A 14,922-nucleotide genomic window follows, 5' to 3' on the forward strand; every position below is an offset into this window, starting at 1 on the left:
AACTGACGCTTAGTGAATCGGGTGAATGGCGACGTGATCGCCCTCTTCGCCTTCGTCATCTTCGTCACCGTGGTGGTGACCGTGCGCGCCGTGCACGTGGCCGTGAGCGATTTCTTCGTCGCTCGCTTCACGCACATCCACCACTTCCAGCGAGAAGCGCAGCGCCATGCCGGCCAGCGGGTGGTTGCCGTCCAAGACGACTTTATCGTCAGCGATGTCGGTCACGGTGAAGATCATGGCTTCTTCTTCGCCGCTGTCGCCGTCAGGCATGCCTTCGAATTGCATACCGACTTCCAGTGGTTCCGGCAGGCGCTTGCGCTCTTCCACTTTCACCAGCGAGGCGTCGTAGTCGCCGAATGCATCTTCCGGCTCGATCTGGATGATCGACGAGTAACCCACGTCCTTGCCATCCAGTTCTTCTTCGATTTTCGGCAGGGTGTTCTCGTAGCCACCGTGCAGGTAAACCATCGGTTGACGGCCGTCTTCGATCAGATTGTCCTGTGCATCGGACAGTTTGTAATTCACAGTCACGACCGTGTTCTTGGCAATCTTCATGTTGTGCATCCTTTCATAATTAGCCCCGGATTATACCTTGGATCGGCGCCGGGCCTCGGCGCGGACTGGTTATAATGGCGTATGAAAAAATTACCTCTCCTCGGCGACATCACGCCTGCGCAGTTCCTGCGCGACTACTGGCATAAAAAGCCACTCCTGATCCGCAACGCCATCCCCGGCTTCAAGCCGCTGCTGACCGTGGACGCGCTGACCAAGCTGGCTGCCACCAACCACACCGAATCGCGCTTGGTCACCGGTTTCGACGGCGAATGGTCGATGCAACACGGCCCGCTGGAAAGCCTGCCGGCGCGCGATAAAAAAGAATGGACGCTGCTGGTACAAGGCGTCAACCTGTTCGACGCCAAGGCCGACGCGCTGCTGCGCCAGTTCCGCTTCATCCCCGACGCCCGCCTCGACGATTTGATGGTCAGCTTCGCCACCGATGGCGGCGGCGTCGGCCCGCACTTCGATTCCTACGACGTGTTCCTGCTGCAAGCGCAGGGCCAGCGCCGCTGGCGCATCAGCGCGCAGAAAGACCTGTCGCTGATCGACGGCCTGCCACTGAAGATCCTCGCCAATTTCGAAGCCGAAGAAGAATTTGTGCTGAATCCCGGCGACATGCTGTACCTGCCGCCGCACTACGCGCACGACGGCGTCGCCATTGGCGATTGCCAGACCTACTCGATCGGCTTCCGTTCGCCGTCCTATCAGGAACTGGGCGAGAACTTCCTGCAATTCATGGCCGATTCGATCGACCTGCCGGGCCGTTACGCCGATCCTGATCTGGAACCGACCAGCAAGCCGGCCGAGATCCCGCGCGCCATGCTGGCCGCGCTGACCGAGGAATTGAACAAGGTGCGCTTCACCGAGGAAGACATCACCATCTTCTTTGGCGAGTACATGTCCGAGCCCAAGCACAATGTGTTCTTCACCGGCCCGGCCAAGCCCCTCACGGTCGGCAAGTTCGGCGATGCGGTGATGAAGAAAGGCCTGTCGCTGTCGGCCAAGACCCAGATGCTGTACCGTGGCAAGAACGTGTTCATCAACGGCGAATCGTTCGGCGTCAGCAAGGCCGACAAGGCCACGCTGGAACTGCTGGCCAACAACCGCCGCCTCGAAGGCGAGGAGTTCGCCAAGGCCTCGGACGACGTGCTGGAAGCACTGTACACCTGGTATCAAGACGGCTGGGTCGAACTCGGCTGATGATTTAGGGTAAATGAACCCCGGAGGCAATATGGACAGACTGGTTATTCCCTTCACCACGCGGGCGGAATTTCAGCAGCACCTGGCCAGTTGCCTCTCGCGCGCCCAGCACACGCTGTACATGTTCGATCCCGACTTCGCCATCTGGGAGCTCGGCAGCAGCGCCACCGACGCCCAGCTGCGGCGCTTCCTGCATGGCGGCGGCCGTCTGCAACTGGTGGCCCACGATGGCCGCGCCGTGGAGCGCGACGCGCCGCGCTTCCTGCGCCTGCTGAAGGACTACGGCCACCTGATCGAAGTACGCCGCACCAGCGCCCAATTACGCCAGTTAACCGACTCCTTCTGCATTGCCGATCAGCGCGATATCGTGCGCCGATTCCACGCCGCCCATTTCCGCGGCGAGGCCGTATTTAACGGCCCCGACGACCTGCAAACCAGTTTGGAACGTTTCCTTACAATTTGGATAGAATCCGGGCCCGGATTGTATGCAAACTCAACTGGATTATGAGCCGGTTTTGGGTAAAATGCGGAGGTTCGATGCGATCACTGGTAGTTAGCAGCACGAAGCCGGAAGACGAGTCGTAAACGAAATGTTGCGATATCGCAAAATAGTTATGCGTTAGGCTTGTTGAACTATTGCGATGCACTAAAAATCGCTATAATATTCGGCTAGGAAGTTTCCGTTGTCTAGTAGGCACCTTTTAATAGGTACGAAAGGCCTTCGAAGACGACCTAATGAGCGATAATTACCGGTAATTATTAATCGCAACACGTGTTTAATTTTTGAATTAACTAAGGAAAACCCATGAAAAAATCCCTGCTGATCGCCTCCCTGCTGGCTGTTGCTCTGGCTGCTTGCTCGAAAAAAGAAGAAGCTCCTGCTGCTCCAGCTCCAGTAGCTGCTCCAGAAGCTGCTGCTCCAGCACCAGCTCCAGCACCAGCTCCAGCTGCTGACGCTGCTGCTCCAGCCGCTGCTGCTCCTGCAGCTTCGGACGCTGCTGCTGCTCCAGCACCAGCTGCTTCGGCTCCTGCTGCTTCGAAGTAATATCAGCTTGATAGAAAAACCGGCTTTCGAGCCGGTTTTTTTACGTCCAAAGCTTTTATTTGGATATAAAAAAACCGTCAGCACTGAGCGCGATCTTGAGCGCATTCAGGCTGACGGTTTTTCTACGCCGCGATAGCGGCGATTATTACTACATTTACTTTAACTGCTCATGCAGCAGGGTAATGATTTTCTCGCCCACCGGGCCAGTTTCCGGCTGGCCGGCATTGGTCAATACTTTCACGACGCTGGTATTGCCTTCGCTGGCTTTAACCGAAATACGGTAACGCTGCGCTTCTTTTTCCTCTTCCGACGACGAACCCCAGCTAAACAGCTTGCTGAAGAAGCCCTTGGTTTCGGTCGCATCGTTGATATAACGCACGAAGTAAATACCCTGGGTACGATCGCGGTCTTCCACCGTGAAGCCAGCGCGGTCCAGCGCCAGGCCTACGCGGCGCCAGGCGCGGTCGAAGCCCTCGTCCACCTGCACGGCACGGTCGGCGCCTGCGCCCACCAGGGAGGCGTGCTGAGGCTGTACGACAGCGCTATCCACGGCGGTCTTGGCCTGCGCCAGCTGCTCGCTGCCATTGCCCAGCTTGTTCAGCAGGCGCGCCAGGAATTCCGCTTCCAGACCCGGATCGTTCGGGCGCGCAGTCCACTTGGTGCTTTCCTTCTCGGCACCAACCGAGACTTCCTGCACGCCGCGGTGGCTGATGTAGATCTCGCTGGCACCGTCGGCACGGCGTTCGATGCGGGTGCGGAACTTGTCGCGCTCGCCGCTCGAGTAGACCGAATCAAATACCTTGCCGATGGTGTTGCGGATGAAATCTTGCGGAATCTTGGCGCGGTTTTCATTCCACTCGGTTTCCATGATGCCGGCGGCAGGCAGTTCCTGCGCCAACGTGAAGCCCGAATCTTCCCAGAACTGCTTGAGCTGCGGCCACAGTTGCTCCGGGGTCTGCTTGATCACCAGCCAGCGCTGGTTGCCGTCGCGCTCGACCTTGATGTCGCTCAGCGTCATCTGCGCCACGGTGCCGGCGGCCGGCTGGCCCGGGATCACAGCGGCGTTCGACACCAGCGCGCCCGACTGTACGGCCTTGGAAGCGTTGTAGCCGGAAGCGGTCGCCACGCCGTTGTTGGTGTCCGGCAGCGAGTAGCGGTTATCTTTCTGCAATTGCGTCAGATCCGGCGGCACGTCCAGCGTGCTGGCCTTTTTGGCCGACTTGTAATCGACCTTGTCGTTGCCGACAACCGAGCTGATCATGCCGCAGCCGCTCAGGCTGGTCACGGTGGCCACCACGGCGCCCACTACCAGCGCGCGCTGCGAGGAAATAAAAGCTGTCTTGCGAATAGTCATGTCGTTACTGTTTAAGAAGCTAAAGTGCAGCAAAATATGATCCGACGCGAGTCGGGACGAGTGCTCGTTGCTACGGGGTTTTACAGGACGCCGGCTTCTTGCAGCGCCGCGCGGACGGCCGCGTGGCAGTCTGCCGCCAGCGGCACCAGCGGCAGGCGGATGCCGGCCGGCATCTTGCCCATTTCCGCCAGCGCCCACTTGACTGGCACCGGATTCGGTTCGATGAACAGTTTCTGGTGCAGCGGGAAGACCTTGTTGTTCAGCGCCAGCGCGGTGGCGACGTCGCCGGCAATGGCGGCGCGGCACATATCGGCCATGGCGCGCGGCGCCACGTTGGCGGTGACCGAGATGTTGCCGGCGCCGCCGGCCAGCATCAGGGCCATCGCGGTTGGATCGTCGCCCGAGTACACGGCAAACGATTTTGGCGCCAGGCGCAGCAGGTCGTAGCCGCGGCCGATGTTGCCGGTCGCGTCTTTCACGCCCACGATGTTCGGGATCTGCGCCAGGCGCAGGATGGTCTCGTTGCTCATGTCGGCAACGGTACGGCCCGGCACGTTGTACAGGATCACCGGCAGGTCTACCGCTTCGGCGATGGCCTTGAAGTGCTGGTACATGCCTTCCTGGGTAGGGCGGTTGTAGTACGGCACCACTTGCAGGGTGGCGTCCGCACCGGCTTCCTTGGCGTAGCGGGTCAGCTTGATCGCTTCGGCGGTCGAGTTGGCGCCGGCGCCGGCGATGATAGGGATGCGGCCCTTGGCGTGGGCGACGGTCGCCTTGATCAAGGCGCAGTGCTCTTCCACACTGACGGTGGCCGATTCACCGGTGGTGCCGGCGATGACGATGCTGTCCGTACCTTCGGCGATGTGCCAGTCGATCAGCTGATTCAAACCCTCAAAGTCCAGACTGCCGTCTGCGTGCATCGGGGTGACGATTGCTACGATGCTGCCCTTAATCATAGGAAACCACTGCGTAAAGTATTAAAACAACGATTGTAGTCGATAGGTTGCGCCCGTGGTGCATCCGGGGGCACAAATCGACGCTCAAAATGGCGGTAATAGAGCCGCCTCTCGGGGAAAATCAGGCTTCACGGCACACAGTCGTTGCACCATGGCAGCTTTTGGCGCATCGATAATGCCGTCTTCAAAGGCCACCACGCGCAGGCCCTGCTCGCGCGCCAGCTCCAGCAACTCGCCCGGCTGCAACAGGAACGCCGGGTTGGACGGCTTGCCGAACTGCGCATTACCGTCCGCGAAGGTCTCGTAAATCAGCACGCCATTCGGCGCCAGGCTGCTCAACATATCAGCAAATAAGGGGCGATGCAGGTAGTTTGTCACCACAATGCCGGCGAATCGCTGCGGGCCGAAAGGCCAGGCGGCGCCCTCCTCTTCCAGGTCGATGGCGCTGGTAGTGATGCCGGGGCCGCAGGCAGCGGCCAGCGCGGCGGTGTCGCGGTCAACCGCCACCACCTCGTGGCCGAGCGCCGCCATGTGGCGCGAGTGGCGGCCGCTGCCGCAAGCTAGATCGAGCACGGCGCCGCCGGGAACCAGCGGTGCATAGCGCTGCACCCATGGAGAGATTTGATCGCTCATGATGTTTTACCCGAATTTACGTGTAGGCCAAGCCCATCGCTTCACGCACGTCGCGCATGGTTTCCAGCGCCAGCTTGCGGGCCGCGTCATTGCCGTCGGCAACGATGGCGCGCACCAGCGATGGATCGTCCAGGTACGGCTGGGCACGCTCGTGCATGGGCTCTTGTTCCTTGATGATGGCGTCAATCACCGGCTGCTTGCACTCGATGCAGCCGATGCCGGCCGATTTGCAGCCCTTCACCGCCCATTCCTGGGTCGGCTGGTCGGAATACACCTGGTGGAATTGCCAGACCGGGCAGCGGGCCGGATCGCCGGCGTCGGTGCGGCGCACGCGCGCCGGGTCGGTCGGCATGGTCTTGATCTTCTTGCTGACCGAATCCTTGTCTTCGCGCAGGGCGATGGCGTTGCCGTAGCTCTTGGACATTTTGCGGCCGTCGAGGCCAGGCAGGCGCGAGGCCTCGGTCAGGCGCGCCTGCGGCTCGACCAGGATCAGCTTGCGGCTGCCTTCCAGGTAACCAAACAGGCGCTCGCGGTCGCCCATCGACAGGCTTTGAGCATCGTCCAGCATGGCCTTGGCCTGTTCCAGCGCCTCGTTCTTGCCGTCTTGCTGGTACTCGGTGCGCAGTTCGTTGTAGAGCTTGGCACGTTTGCTGCCGAGCTTTTTCACGGCTTCTTGCGCCTTCTCCTCGAAACCTTTTTCTTTGCCATACAAGTGATTAAAACGGCGCGCAATCTCGCGCATCATTTCGATGTGCGGCACCTGGTCTTCGCCGACCGGCACCTGGCTGGCGCGGTAGATCAGCACGTCTGCGGCTTGCAGCAGCGGATAGCCGAGGAAGCCGTAGGTTGCGAGGTCTTTGTTGGCGAGATTGTCGATCTGGTCTTTATAGGTCGGCACCCGTTCGAGCCAGCCCAGCGGCGTGGCCATCGACAGCAGCAGGTGCAGCTCGGCGTGCTCGGGCACGCGCGACTGGATGAACAGCGTCGATCGCGACGGGTCGATGCCGGCGGCCAGCCAGTCGACCAGCATGTCCCAGGTGCTGCGCTCGATGACGGTCGGATCGTCGTAGTGCGTGGTCAGCGCGTGCCAGTCGGCCACGAAGAACAGGCACGGCAGCTCGGTCTGCATCTTGATCCAGTTTTTCAGCGCGCCGTGATAATGGCCCAGGTGCATGGAGCCAGTAGGACGCATGCCGGAGACTACGCGATCGGGATACATAGTCTGCTCAGCTAAAAAGATACATCAACGGAGTGACCAGCAAATGCCACACGCTCTGCACGATATGCATGCCGCCAACCAGGAAGCCGGTCAGCAAGCCGAACTGCATCATCAGAATCAGCGCAATGAAAATATACACGCCGTAGCGCTCGATGCGCGCAAAACGGCGCGCCAGCTCCATCGGCAGCAAGCCGGTAACGATACGGCCGCCATCGAGCGGCGGCACCGGAATCAGGTTGAACACGCACATGGCGGAGTTGACGCCGATGCCGGCCTTGGCCATTTGCACGAAGAAGTCATGCTGATCCATGGTGAACACGTAGCTGAGGATCACCCACAGCACCATCCAGCCCAGGCCCATGGCAAAGTTGGCTGCCGGACCGGCGGCGGCCACGAAGGCCATTTGCTTTTTCGGATTGCGCAGGCGGCCGAAATCGACCGGCACCGGCTTGGCGTAGCCCAACGCAGGCAGGCCAACCAAGCTCAGCACGATCGGCAGCAGGACGGTGCCGAAAGGATCAATGTGCTTCAATGGATTAGCGGTTAGGCGGCCGAGATCGGCGGCGGTAGGGTCGCCGAAATAGCGGGCGACGTATCCGTGTGCGGCTTCGTGCAGGGAAATTGCAAAAAGAACAGGAATGAGATAGACCGCGATGGTCTGGATAATACTGTCAGTTTCGTTCATGGGCGGGATTTTACCAGAGGGTCAGAGTCCGAACGCGGCAGCGTCTCCGCGGCCTTGGCGAACCAGCTGCGCCTCGTCGCCGGTCAGGTCGATTACGGTGGTCGGCTCCATGCTGCAAGCGCCGCCGTCGATAATCAATTCCAGCTGTTTGCCCAGCCGCGAGCAAATTTCATCCGCGTCGTTGAGCGGCTCGACCTCATCCGGCATGATCAGCGTGGTGCCCAGCAGCGGCTGATCCAGCTCGGCCAGCAGCGCATTGATGATCGCGTCTTCCGGCACCCGCAGGCCGATGGTCTTGCGCGATGGGTGAGACAGGCGGCGCGGCACGCACTTGGTCGCTTCGAGAATAAAGGTGAACGGCCCCGGCGTGGCCGCCTTCAGCAGGCGGAACTGGCGATTGTCGACACGGGCATACACGCCCAGCTCGCTCAAATCGCGGCACAACAGGGTCAAATGGTGTTTTTCGTCGATGCCGCGAATGCGGCGCAAGCGCTCGACCGCGCCCTTGTCGTCCAGGTGGCACACCAGCGCGTAGCAGGAGTCCGTCGGCACGGCGACGATGCCGCCGCCGTGGATGATCTGCGCGGCCTGCTTGATCAAGCGGGCCTGCGGATTGACGGGATGTACCTGAAAGAATTGGCTCATGCTTAAGATTGTACGCTACGCAGCGCAGCGATACGCTCTTCAAACGGCGGGTGGGTCGAGAACAGCGCGCCCCAGCCGCCACGGCTGGCGCTGATGCCCGACGCCGCGAACGACTGCGGCAAGGCGCCCGGCTCCACGCCGTTCAGACGCGCCAAAGCGTGCTGCATTGGCACCGTGCTGCCCAGCAGCTTGGCCGAACCGGCGTCGGCACGGAATTCGCGCTGGCGCGAGAACCACGCCACGATCAGCGAGGCCAGCAAGCCGAACACAATCTCGCACACGAACACGGTGATCATGTAACCGATACCGGGGCCGCGGCGCTCTTCACTCTTGTTGAGCATGCTGTCGACAAAGAAGCCGACGATACGCGCCAGGAACACCACGAAGGTATTGGTCACGCCCTGGATCAGGGTCATGGTCACCATGTCGCCGTTGGCGATGTGGGCGACTTCGTGGCCCAGCACGGCTTCCACCTCATCGCGGTTCATGCTTTGCAGCAGGCCGGTCGACACCGCCACCAGCGCCGAGTTCTTGAACGCGCCGGTCGCAAACGCATTCGGCTCGCCCTCGTACACCGCCACTTCCGGCATGCCGATGCCGGCGCGCTCGGACAGCGCTTTCACGGTATTCACCAGCCACAGCTCGGTGGAGTTGGAAGGATTCTCGATCACGCGCGCGCCGGTCGACCACTTGGCCATCGGCTTGGAAATCAGCAGCGAGAAAATGGCGCCGGTAAAGCCCACCACCAGCGAGAACGCCAGCAGGCTACCGAGTTGCAGCGTGCTGCCGGAGCCCGGACGGCCAATGCCCAGCAGCGACAGGACGATGGACAGCACCAACATCACAGCGAGGTTGGTGGCGATAAACAAGACGATGCGTTTCATATCAGGGTCTCCGGTACGGACAATTTGCCGAAATCATAAGGTAAGACCGCGCCAACGCAAAATCAAGATACAGCTACTTACATGCCGCCGGTAATCGGCAGGCGAATTTACCACCAGTCGTGCCAGACCGGTTTGACGTTCGCCGGCAGCGGCGGCAGCGCTGCAAAATCGACGCGGGACTCGCCCGGGGCGTGGAAATCGGTGCCGCGCGAGGCGAGGAAACCGTAGTAATTGGCCAATTGCGCATACACCGGATATTGATCCGGCGTGTGACTGCCGGTCACCACCTCGATGGCGGTGCCGCCCAGCTGCTTGAACGCGTCGAACAGCTCGCCCTGCGCCAGCGGCGTGAAGCGGTAGCGGCCCGGATGCGCAATCACGGCAATCCCGCCGGCATCGCGGATCCATTTAACCGATTGCTCCAGCGTGGCCCAGCAATGCGGCACGTAGCCCGGCTTGCCCTCGGACAGATACTTCTTGAACACTTCCGCCGTGCTGGCGCAGGCGCCGATCTCGACCAGGAAGCGGGCAAAGTGGGTGCGCGACATCAGATCCGGGTTGCCGACGTACTTGAGCGCGCCTTCGTAGGCGCCTTCGATACCGGCCAGCGCCAGCTGGTTCGCAATCTCGCGGCCACGGTTGTCGCGGCCGGAGCGGGTGCAGGCCAGGCCGTCCACCAGCGCGGCGTTATTCTCATCGATCTGCAAACCGACGATGTGCACGGTCTCGTTAGCCCAGGTAATCGAGATTTCGACGCCGGTGACAAAGCGCATGCCCTGCGCCTCGGCGGCAGCGCGCGCGGCCGGGATGCCGCGCACTTCATCGTGGTCGGTGAGCGCCCACACGTCCACGCCCGCCTTGCGGGCAGTTTCCGCCACAGCAGCAGGAGCAAGGACGCCGTCGGAGACGTTGGAATGGCAATGCAGGTCAACTTTCATAACTGTCATTGTACGCTGACTCACGCCGATGCATGCACCCTTGCCCCCTAGCCTAATTGATTTTCGACCCGCACTCAATTGTAACTTGTAGCCAATTGTAAATTGTAACTAACTATTGATAATGCAGTTTCATAAATGTATTCTTGAAATCTCTACTATTAATAACAACAGGGATTGACATATGAATATGAGCAAAACGCAAAACAGTAGTAGCAGCAAACATCGGCAACCATGGCGGGCCTGGCTAGCTCGCAGCAGTGCCGCGCTGGGCCTGCTGGCCAGCTTGGTACTGGCGGCGCCAGCGCAAGCGGACGTGCAGGTCATCGAGTACGCCCAGGGCTGGATCAACAGCAGGGGCGGCAATAATCGCCCTGGGCCGGACAGCAACAACTACACCGGCAATGAGTTAGGCATGCGCTTTAACAGCTGGGTCGCGTTCTACATCCCGGCCGGCCACTACACTTCGGCCACCTTGTCGGTCGATCCCAGCACCTATGGCGAGGTAGGCCCCAGCACCATCGGCCTGTTCCAGGTAGAGACTCCGTACGCGACGCTCATGGACGACTACGTGCCACCCGGCGTGGACGCCTACAAGGATTTGGGCAGCGGCCGCCAGTACGCCTCCGTCACCCTGTTTAACGACGCGGTCGACATCCAGCTCAACGGCCGCGGCCTGGCCGACATCAACGCCGCCGTCGGCACCTACTTCTTCATCGGCTTTACCAACCAGACCATGAACGCGCTGCCAGTCAGCGGCCCCGAAGGCGGCATCTACATCAGCGGCATCGGCCGCAACCAGACCATGATGACGCTCAACCTGGAGACGGCTGCGGTACCAGAGCCGGCAACCTGGGCAGCGCTGCTGGCCGGCCTGTCGCTGCTGGCCCTGCGCAGTACCCAGTTGCGCCGTCGCGCTCGCCAGGTGGCCGGCGCGGCTGCGGTTCTGGCCGCCATCGGCATGGCGCCGGCCGTTCATGCCGACACCATCGACTTTGAAGGACTGGACGACCTGCCCTTTGTCATGGACGGCGACAGCTTCCTGCACGCCGGCTACCTGTTCGGCGGCCAGTTTGTCGGCGAGCCTGAAGATGGCGGCGGCTTGGTCGGCAGCATCCTGGACGGCCGCGATATCAGGGGCTGCGAAGAAGGCGGCCTCGCCTGCCCCACCAACAACGCCAGCCATTACTACGGTGCCCTTAACGACGGCGTGCTGCACATGAGCTCGGCGCAAGCCGGCCAGACCTTCCGCCTGAGCAGCTTTGACGCCAGCTTCATCGGCGGCCAGCCCGGCGTCTACCCGAAGGTCGCCGGCCTGCTGGTGGTGCGCGGCATCCGCGCTGACCACACCGTGTTCGATGAAATTTACTCGCTGTCCGACCCGGCCTTCGGCTTTGGCCACTACCAGACCAGCGCCGCCTTCAGCAGCACCGACTTCGTGCAGCTGAGCTTCATTCCCTATGCCTGCGACTGGTACCAGGAATGCTTCGCCTTCCAGAGCAATATGGGCCAGATGGGCCTGGACAATCTGGAAGTCTCCGCCGTGCCGGAACCATCGACCTACCTGATGCTGGGCATGGGCCTGCTCGGCCTGGCCGCAGCGCGCCGCCAGTCGATCAAACAACAACAAAAGGACTGCTAAATGAAACGACACTCTTTGAGCCTGGCGGTATTGGCGCTGATGGGCAGCCTGGCCCACGCCGACGAGATCCGCCGCCCTTACGTGGTGCGGCTGCTCGACAAGCCGGTCGCCGGCTACAACGGCGGCCTGGCCGGCATGCCGGCCACCCAGCCGGCCGCCGGTTTTGGCCGGCGCATCGACCTCAACGATCCGAATGTGCAGGTCTACGGCGCCTACCTCGACCAGAAACGCAGCGCCGTGCGCGCCACCATCGCCAACGCCCCGGTCAGCTATGAATACAAGCTGGTGTTCAACGGCTTTGCCGCCCAGCTGACCGACGCCGAGGTGCGCCAGCTGAAGGCCAATAGCGCGGTTGCCGCCATCGTCCCCAACACGCCGCGCCAAGTGACGGTGAGCGACACCGCCACCTTCCTCGGGCTCGATGCGCCGGGCGGGCTGTGGAGCCAACTGGGCGGCATGGCCCACGCCGGCGAAGATATCGTCGTCGGCATCCTCGACAGCGGCATCTGGCCGGAAAATCCAGCCTACGCCGACCGCGTCGACAGCCACGGCGTGCCGACCTTCGACAGCAGCGCGCAGCTGGCCTACGGCCCGCCGCCGGCCAGCTGGAAGGGCAGCTGCCAGACCGGCGAGGCATTTACCACCGCGCATTGCAACAACAAGCTGATCGGCGCGCGCTACTTTGACGCCGGCTTCCTCGAGACCGGCAACGAGCTGCACTGGGCCGATTTCCAGTCCGCGCGCGACGCGCTCGGCGGCGATGTCGGCGAGGGCGGCCACGGCAGCCACACCTCCTCCACGGCCGCCGGCAACCTGGCCCCGGCGCGCATGGCCGGCCTCGACATGGGCACGGTGACGGGGGTGGCGCCGCGCGCGCGGGTCGCCATGTACAAGGTGTGCTGGTCCTACACCAAGGCTGGCACGGCCAACGGCGCCGGCGCCGGCTGCTGGGCCAGCGACAGCGTGGCCGGCATCGAGCAGGCGATTGCCGACGGCGTCAACGTGCTCAACTACTCGATCAGCGGCGGCACCGGCTCCGACGACCCGGTCGAAGAAGCATTCCGCCAGGCCAGCAACGCCGGCGTGTTCGTGGCGGCGGCGGCCGGCAACGACGGGCCGAAACCCAACGTCAACCACGTGGCGCCCTGGCTGACCACGGTGGCAGCGTCGAGCCACGACCGCGAATACGTGGCCAGCCTGAGCCTGGCCAGCGGCGCCGCCTACACCGGCGCCTCGCTGAACGGCACCGCCCTGCCGCGCACCGGCTTGATCCGCGCCGAGGACGCGGCCGTGGCCGGTGTCGACCGCAACAAGGCGCGCTACTGCTACGGCGCTGGCGACAACCAAGGCGTGGCGGTGCTGGATGCGGCCAAGGTGGCCGGCAAGATCGTGGTCTGCGACCGCGGCGGCAACGGCCGCCTCGACAAGGGCAGCGCGGTGCGCGCGGCCGGCGGCGCCGGCATGGTGCTGGCCGACGACGGCCTCGGCCCGCTGGCCGACCTGCACGTGCTGCCGGCGCTGCACGTGAGCCAGGCCGACGGCGCGCTGATCAAGGCCTATGCCGCCAATGCGCAGGCGGCGGCCGAGCTGTCGCGCTTCAGCGTGCGCCGCGGCGTGACGCCGGCGCCGGTGGTGGCCGCGTTCTCCTCGCGCGGCCCGAGCCGCGCCGAGCGCAACCAGCTCAAGCCGGATCTGGCCGCGCCCGGCGTCAGCATCCTGGCCGCCGTGTCGCCCGCCATGACGCAGGATCAGAAGCAGCAACTGCTGGACGGCACGCTGACGCCGCCGTCGGACTGGGCCCTCATGCAAGGCACCTCGATGGCGACGCCGCACGTGGCCGGCCTGGCCGCGCTGTTGCAGCAACGCCACCCGAGCTGGAGCCCAGCCGCCATCAAGTCCGCGCTGATGACCTCGGCCATGGACACGCAGCCGGACAAGCTCAGCGGCGTAGAGGCCGGCATCCTGCCGTGGGGTCAGGGCGCCGGCCAGGTGGTGCCGACGCGCGCAGCCGATCCCGGCCTGGTGTACGACATCCAGCCGGCCGACTACGTCAAGTACATGTGCGCCATCGGCCGCAGCTACGAGGAGTGCAGCGGCCCGCAAATCAAGCCGTTCAACCTGAACACGCCGTCGATTGCCGTGGCCAACGTGATGGGAACGGAAACCGTGACCCGCACCGTGACCAATGTCAGCGACCGCGCCGCGACCTACACCGCCAGCGCCAGCATGGGCGGCTACCAGGTCAGCGTGTCGCCCTCGACGCTGACGCTGGGGCCGGGCGAGAGCCAGAGCTTCAACGTGGTGCTGACCCGCACCACGGCCGCCGACAATACCTGGGAATACGGCCAGCTGAGCTGGACTGACGGCAGCCACGTGGTGCGCAGCCCGATCGTCGCGCAGTCGGGGCCGCCGGTGATTGCACCGGAGCTGGTCAAGTCCGAGCGCACCAGCGGCTCCAAGCTGGTCAGCCTGCAGACCGGCTTCACCGGCAAGCTGGGCGTGGTGCTGGGCGGCATGAAGGAAGTCACGCAAACCGCCGTCTCGGTGGGCGCGGCGCCGGCCGGCGCGGCCGACACGCTGGCGCAGGCCACGGCCACCTGCAACGCCGGCAGCCACGGCGTGCGCTTGCTGCCGTTCACGGTGCCGGCCAACACGCTGGTGGCGCGCTTTGAAACCTTCGACCGCGACATCGACAACAACCCGGCGCAAACCCAGGACGTTGATCTGGCGTTGCTCAAGGATGGCAAGCTAGTGGACTACAGCATGACCGTCGGCTCCAACGAGAACATCACGCTGACCACGCCGCAGGCGGGCACGTACCAGCTGTGCGTGATCGGCTACGAGCTGGCGGCTGGCGCACCGGCGGCTTTGAAAGTGTCGTCGGCCATCGTCCCGGTCAACAGCAGCGCCGGGTCGCTGAAAGCCGCGCCGCCAGGCAAGGTCTATGGCGGCAGCACAGCCACCGTGGGCCTCAGCTGGTCGGGGCTGGCGGCGGACAAGCGCTACGTGGGCGTGGCCGGCTACGTTGATCCTGGCGGCAAGGTCGCCGCTGCCACGGTCGTGGCGGTCGACACCGACAACGCGGTGCCGGTCGTGGCCGGCGTGGCGCGCACCACGCCACCGCGCAGCAGCAAGCTGTAAATCACCACGCCGCCTTCGGGCGGCG

14 protein-coding genes are annotated in these 14,922 nt (G+C 63.2%); 5 read left to right on the plus strand and 9 right to left on the minus strand.

Annotated features, from left to right (window positions below; all coding sequences use genetic code 11):
• Positions 1-9: 9 nt before the first annotated feature.
• Positions 10-555: an FKBP-type peptidyl-prolyl cis-trans isomerase gene (locus GTP45_RS16230; protein WP_161014932.1), complete on the minus strand. Its 546-nt coding sequence runs from the start codon at positions 553-555 to the stop codon at positions 10-12.
• Between the two features lie 81 nt (positions 556-636).
• Between GTP45_RS16230 and GTP45_RS16235 the strand changes: the two genes are divergently transcribed.
• The 3 genes from GTP45_RS16235 to GTP45_RS28720 all read left to right on the plus strand — a co-directional run bounded on the left by GTP45_RS16235 (position 637) and on the right by GTP45_RS28720 (position 2,803).
• Positions 637-1,758, plus strand: coding sequence for a cupin domain-containing protein (locus GTP45_RS16235; RefSeq protein WP_161014933.1), 1,122 nt, complete (start codon positions 637-639; stop codon positions 1,756-1,758).
• Positions 1,759-1,789: 31 nt separating this feature from the next.
• Positions 1,790-2,266 carry a DUF7931 domain-containing protein gene (locus GTP45_RS16240; RefSeq protein WP_161014934.1) on the plus strand — a complete coding sequence of 159 codons (477 nt, stop codon included), beginning with the start codon at positions 1,790-1,792 and terminating at the stop codon, positions 2,264-2,266.
• A gap of 297 nt (positions 2,267-2,563) precedes the next feature.
• On the plus strand, positions 2,564-2,803 hold the full coding sequence (locus tag GTP45_RS28720; RefSeq protein ID WP_161014935.1) for a hypothetical protein: 240 nt from the start codon (positions 2,564-2,566) through the stop codon (positions 2,801-2,803).
• 154 nt (positions 2,804-2,957) lie between these two features.
• Here GTP45_RS28720 and bamC read toward each other — a convergent pair whose 3' ends face one another.
• The 8 genes from bamC to GTP45_RS16285 form a co-directional block, all read right to left on the minus strand.
• On the minus strand, positions 2,958-4,157 hold the full coding sequence (gene bamC, locus GTP45_RS16250; protein ID WP_166454660.1) for an NlpB/DapX family lipoprotein: 1,200 nt from the start codon (positions 4,155-4,157) through the stop codon (positions 2,958-2,960).
• 80 nt (positions 4,158-4,237) lie between these two features.
• On the minus strand, positions 4,238-5,113 hold the full coding sequence (gene dapA, locus GTP45_RS16255) for a 4-hydroxy-tetrahydrodipicolinate synthase (RefSeq protein ID WP_161014936.1): 876 nt from the start codon (positions 5,111-5,113) through the stop codon (positions 4,238-4,240).
• A gap of 84 nt (positions 5,114-5,197) precedes the next feature.
• Complete coding sequence (locus GTP45_RS16260; RefSeq protein WP_161014937.1) at positions 5,198-5,746, minus strand: class I SAM-dependent methyltransferase; 549 nt, start codon at positions 5,744-5,746, stop codon at positions 5,198-5,200.
• A gap of 16 nt (positions 5,747-5,762) precedes the next feature.
• Positions 5,763-6,965, minus strand: coding sequence for a tryptophan--tRNA ligase (locus GTP45_RS16265; RefSeq protein WP_161014938.1), 1,203 nt, complete (start codon positions 6,963-6,965; stop codon positions 5,763-5,765).
• Between the two features lie 7 nt (positions 6,966-6,972).
• Complete coding sequence (locus GTP45_RS16270) at positions 6,973-7,650, minus strand: site-2 protease family protein (RefSeq protein WP_161014939.1); 678 nt, start codon at positions 7,648-7,650, stop codon at positions 6,973-6,975.
• 21 nt (positions 7,651-7,671) lie between these two features.
• Complete coding sequence (locus GTP45_RS16275; protein ID WP_161014940.1) at positions 7,672-8,295, minus strand: L-threonylcarbamoyladenylate synthase; 624 nt, start codon at positions 8,293-8,295, stop codon at positions 7,672-7,674.
• 2 nt (positions 8,296-8,297) lie between these two features.
• Complete coding sequence (gene htpX / locus GTP45_RS16280) at positions 8,298-9,179, minus strand: protease HtpX (RefSeq protein WP_161014941.1); 882 nt, start codon at positions 9,177-9,179, stop codon at positions 8,298-8,300.
• Positions 9,180-9,286: 107 nt separating this feature from the next.
• On the minus strand, positions 9,287-10,126 hold the full coding sequence (locus GTP45_RS16285; RefSeq protein ID WP_161014942.1) for a 3',5'-nucleoside bisphosphate phosphatase: 840 nt from the start codon (positions 10,124-10,126) through the stop codon (positions 9,287-9,289).
• 172 nt (positions 10,127-10,298) lie between these two features.
• On the opposite strand from GTP45_RS16285, the gene GTP45_RS16290 reads away from it, so the two are divergent.
• Both GTP45_RS16290 and GTP45_RS29190 read left to right on the plus strand, forming a co-directional pair.
• Positions 10,299-11,756 carry an NF038120 family PEP-CTERM protein gene (locus tag GTP45_RS16290; protein ID WP_161014943.1) on the plus strand — a complete coding sequence of 486 codons (1,458 nt, stop codon included), beginning with the start codon at positions 10,299-10,301 and terminating at the stop codon, positions 11,754-11,756.
• Positions 11,757-14,897: a S8 family serine peptidase gene (locus GTP45_RS29190; RefSeq protein ID WP_161014944.1), complete on the plus strand. Its 3,141-nt coding sequence runs from the start codon at positions 11,757-11,759 to the stop codon at positions 14,895-14,897. It abuts the gene before it with no gap.
• Positions 14,898-14,922 lie beyond the last annotated feature (25 nt).

It is taken from the genome of Duganella rivi (genome assembly GCF_009857435.1).
Taxonomy (GTDB): domain Bacteria; phylum Pseudomonadota; class Gammaproteobacteria; order Burkholderiales; family Burkholderiaceae_D; genus Rugamonas; species Rugamonas rivi.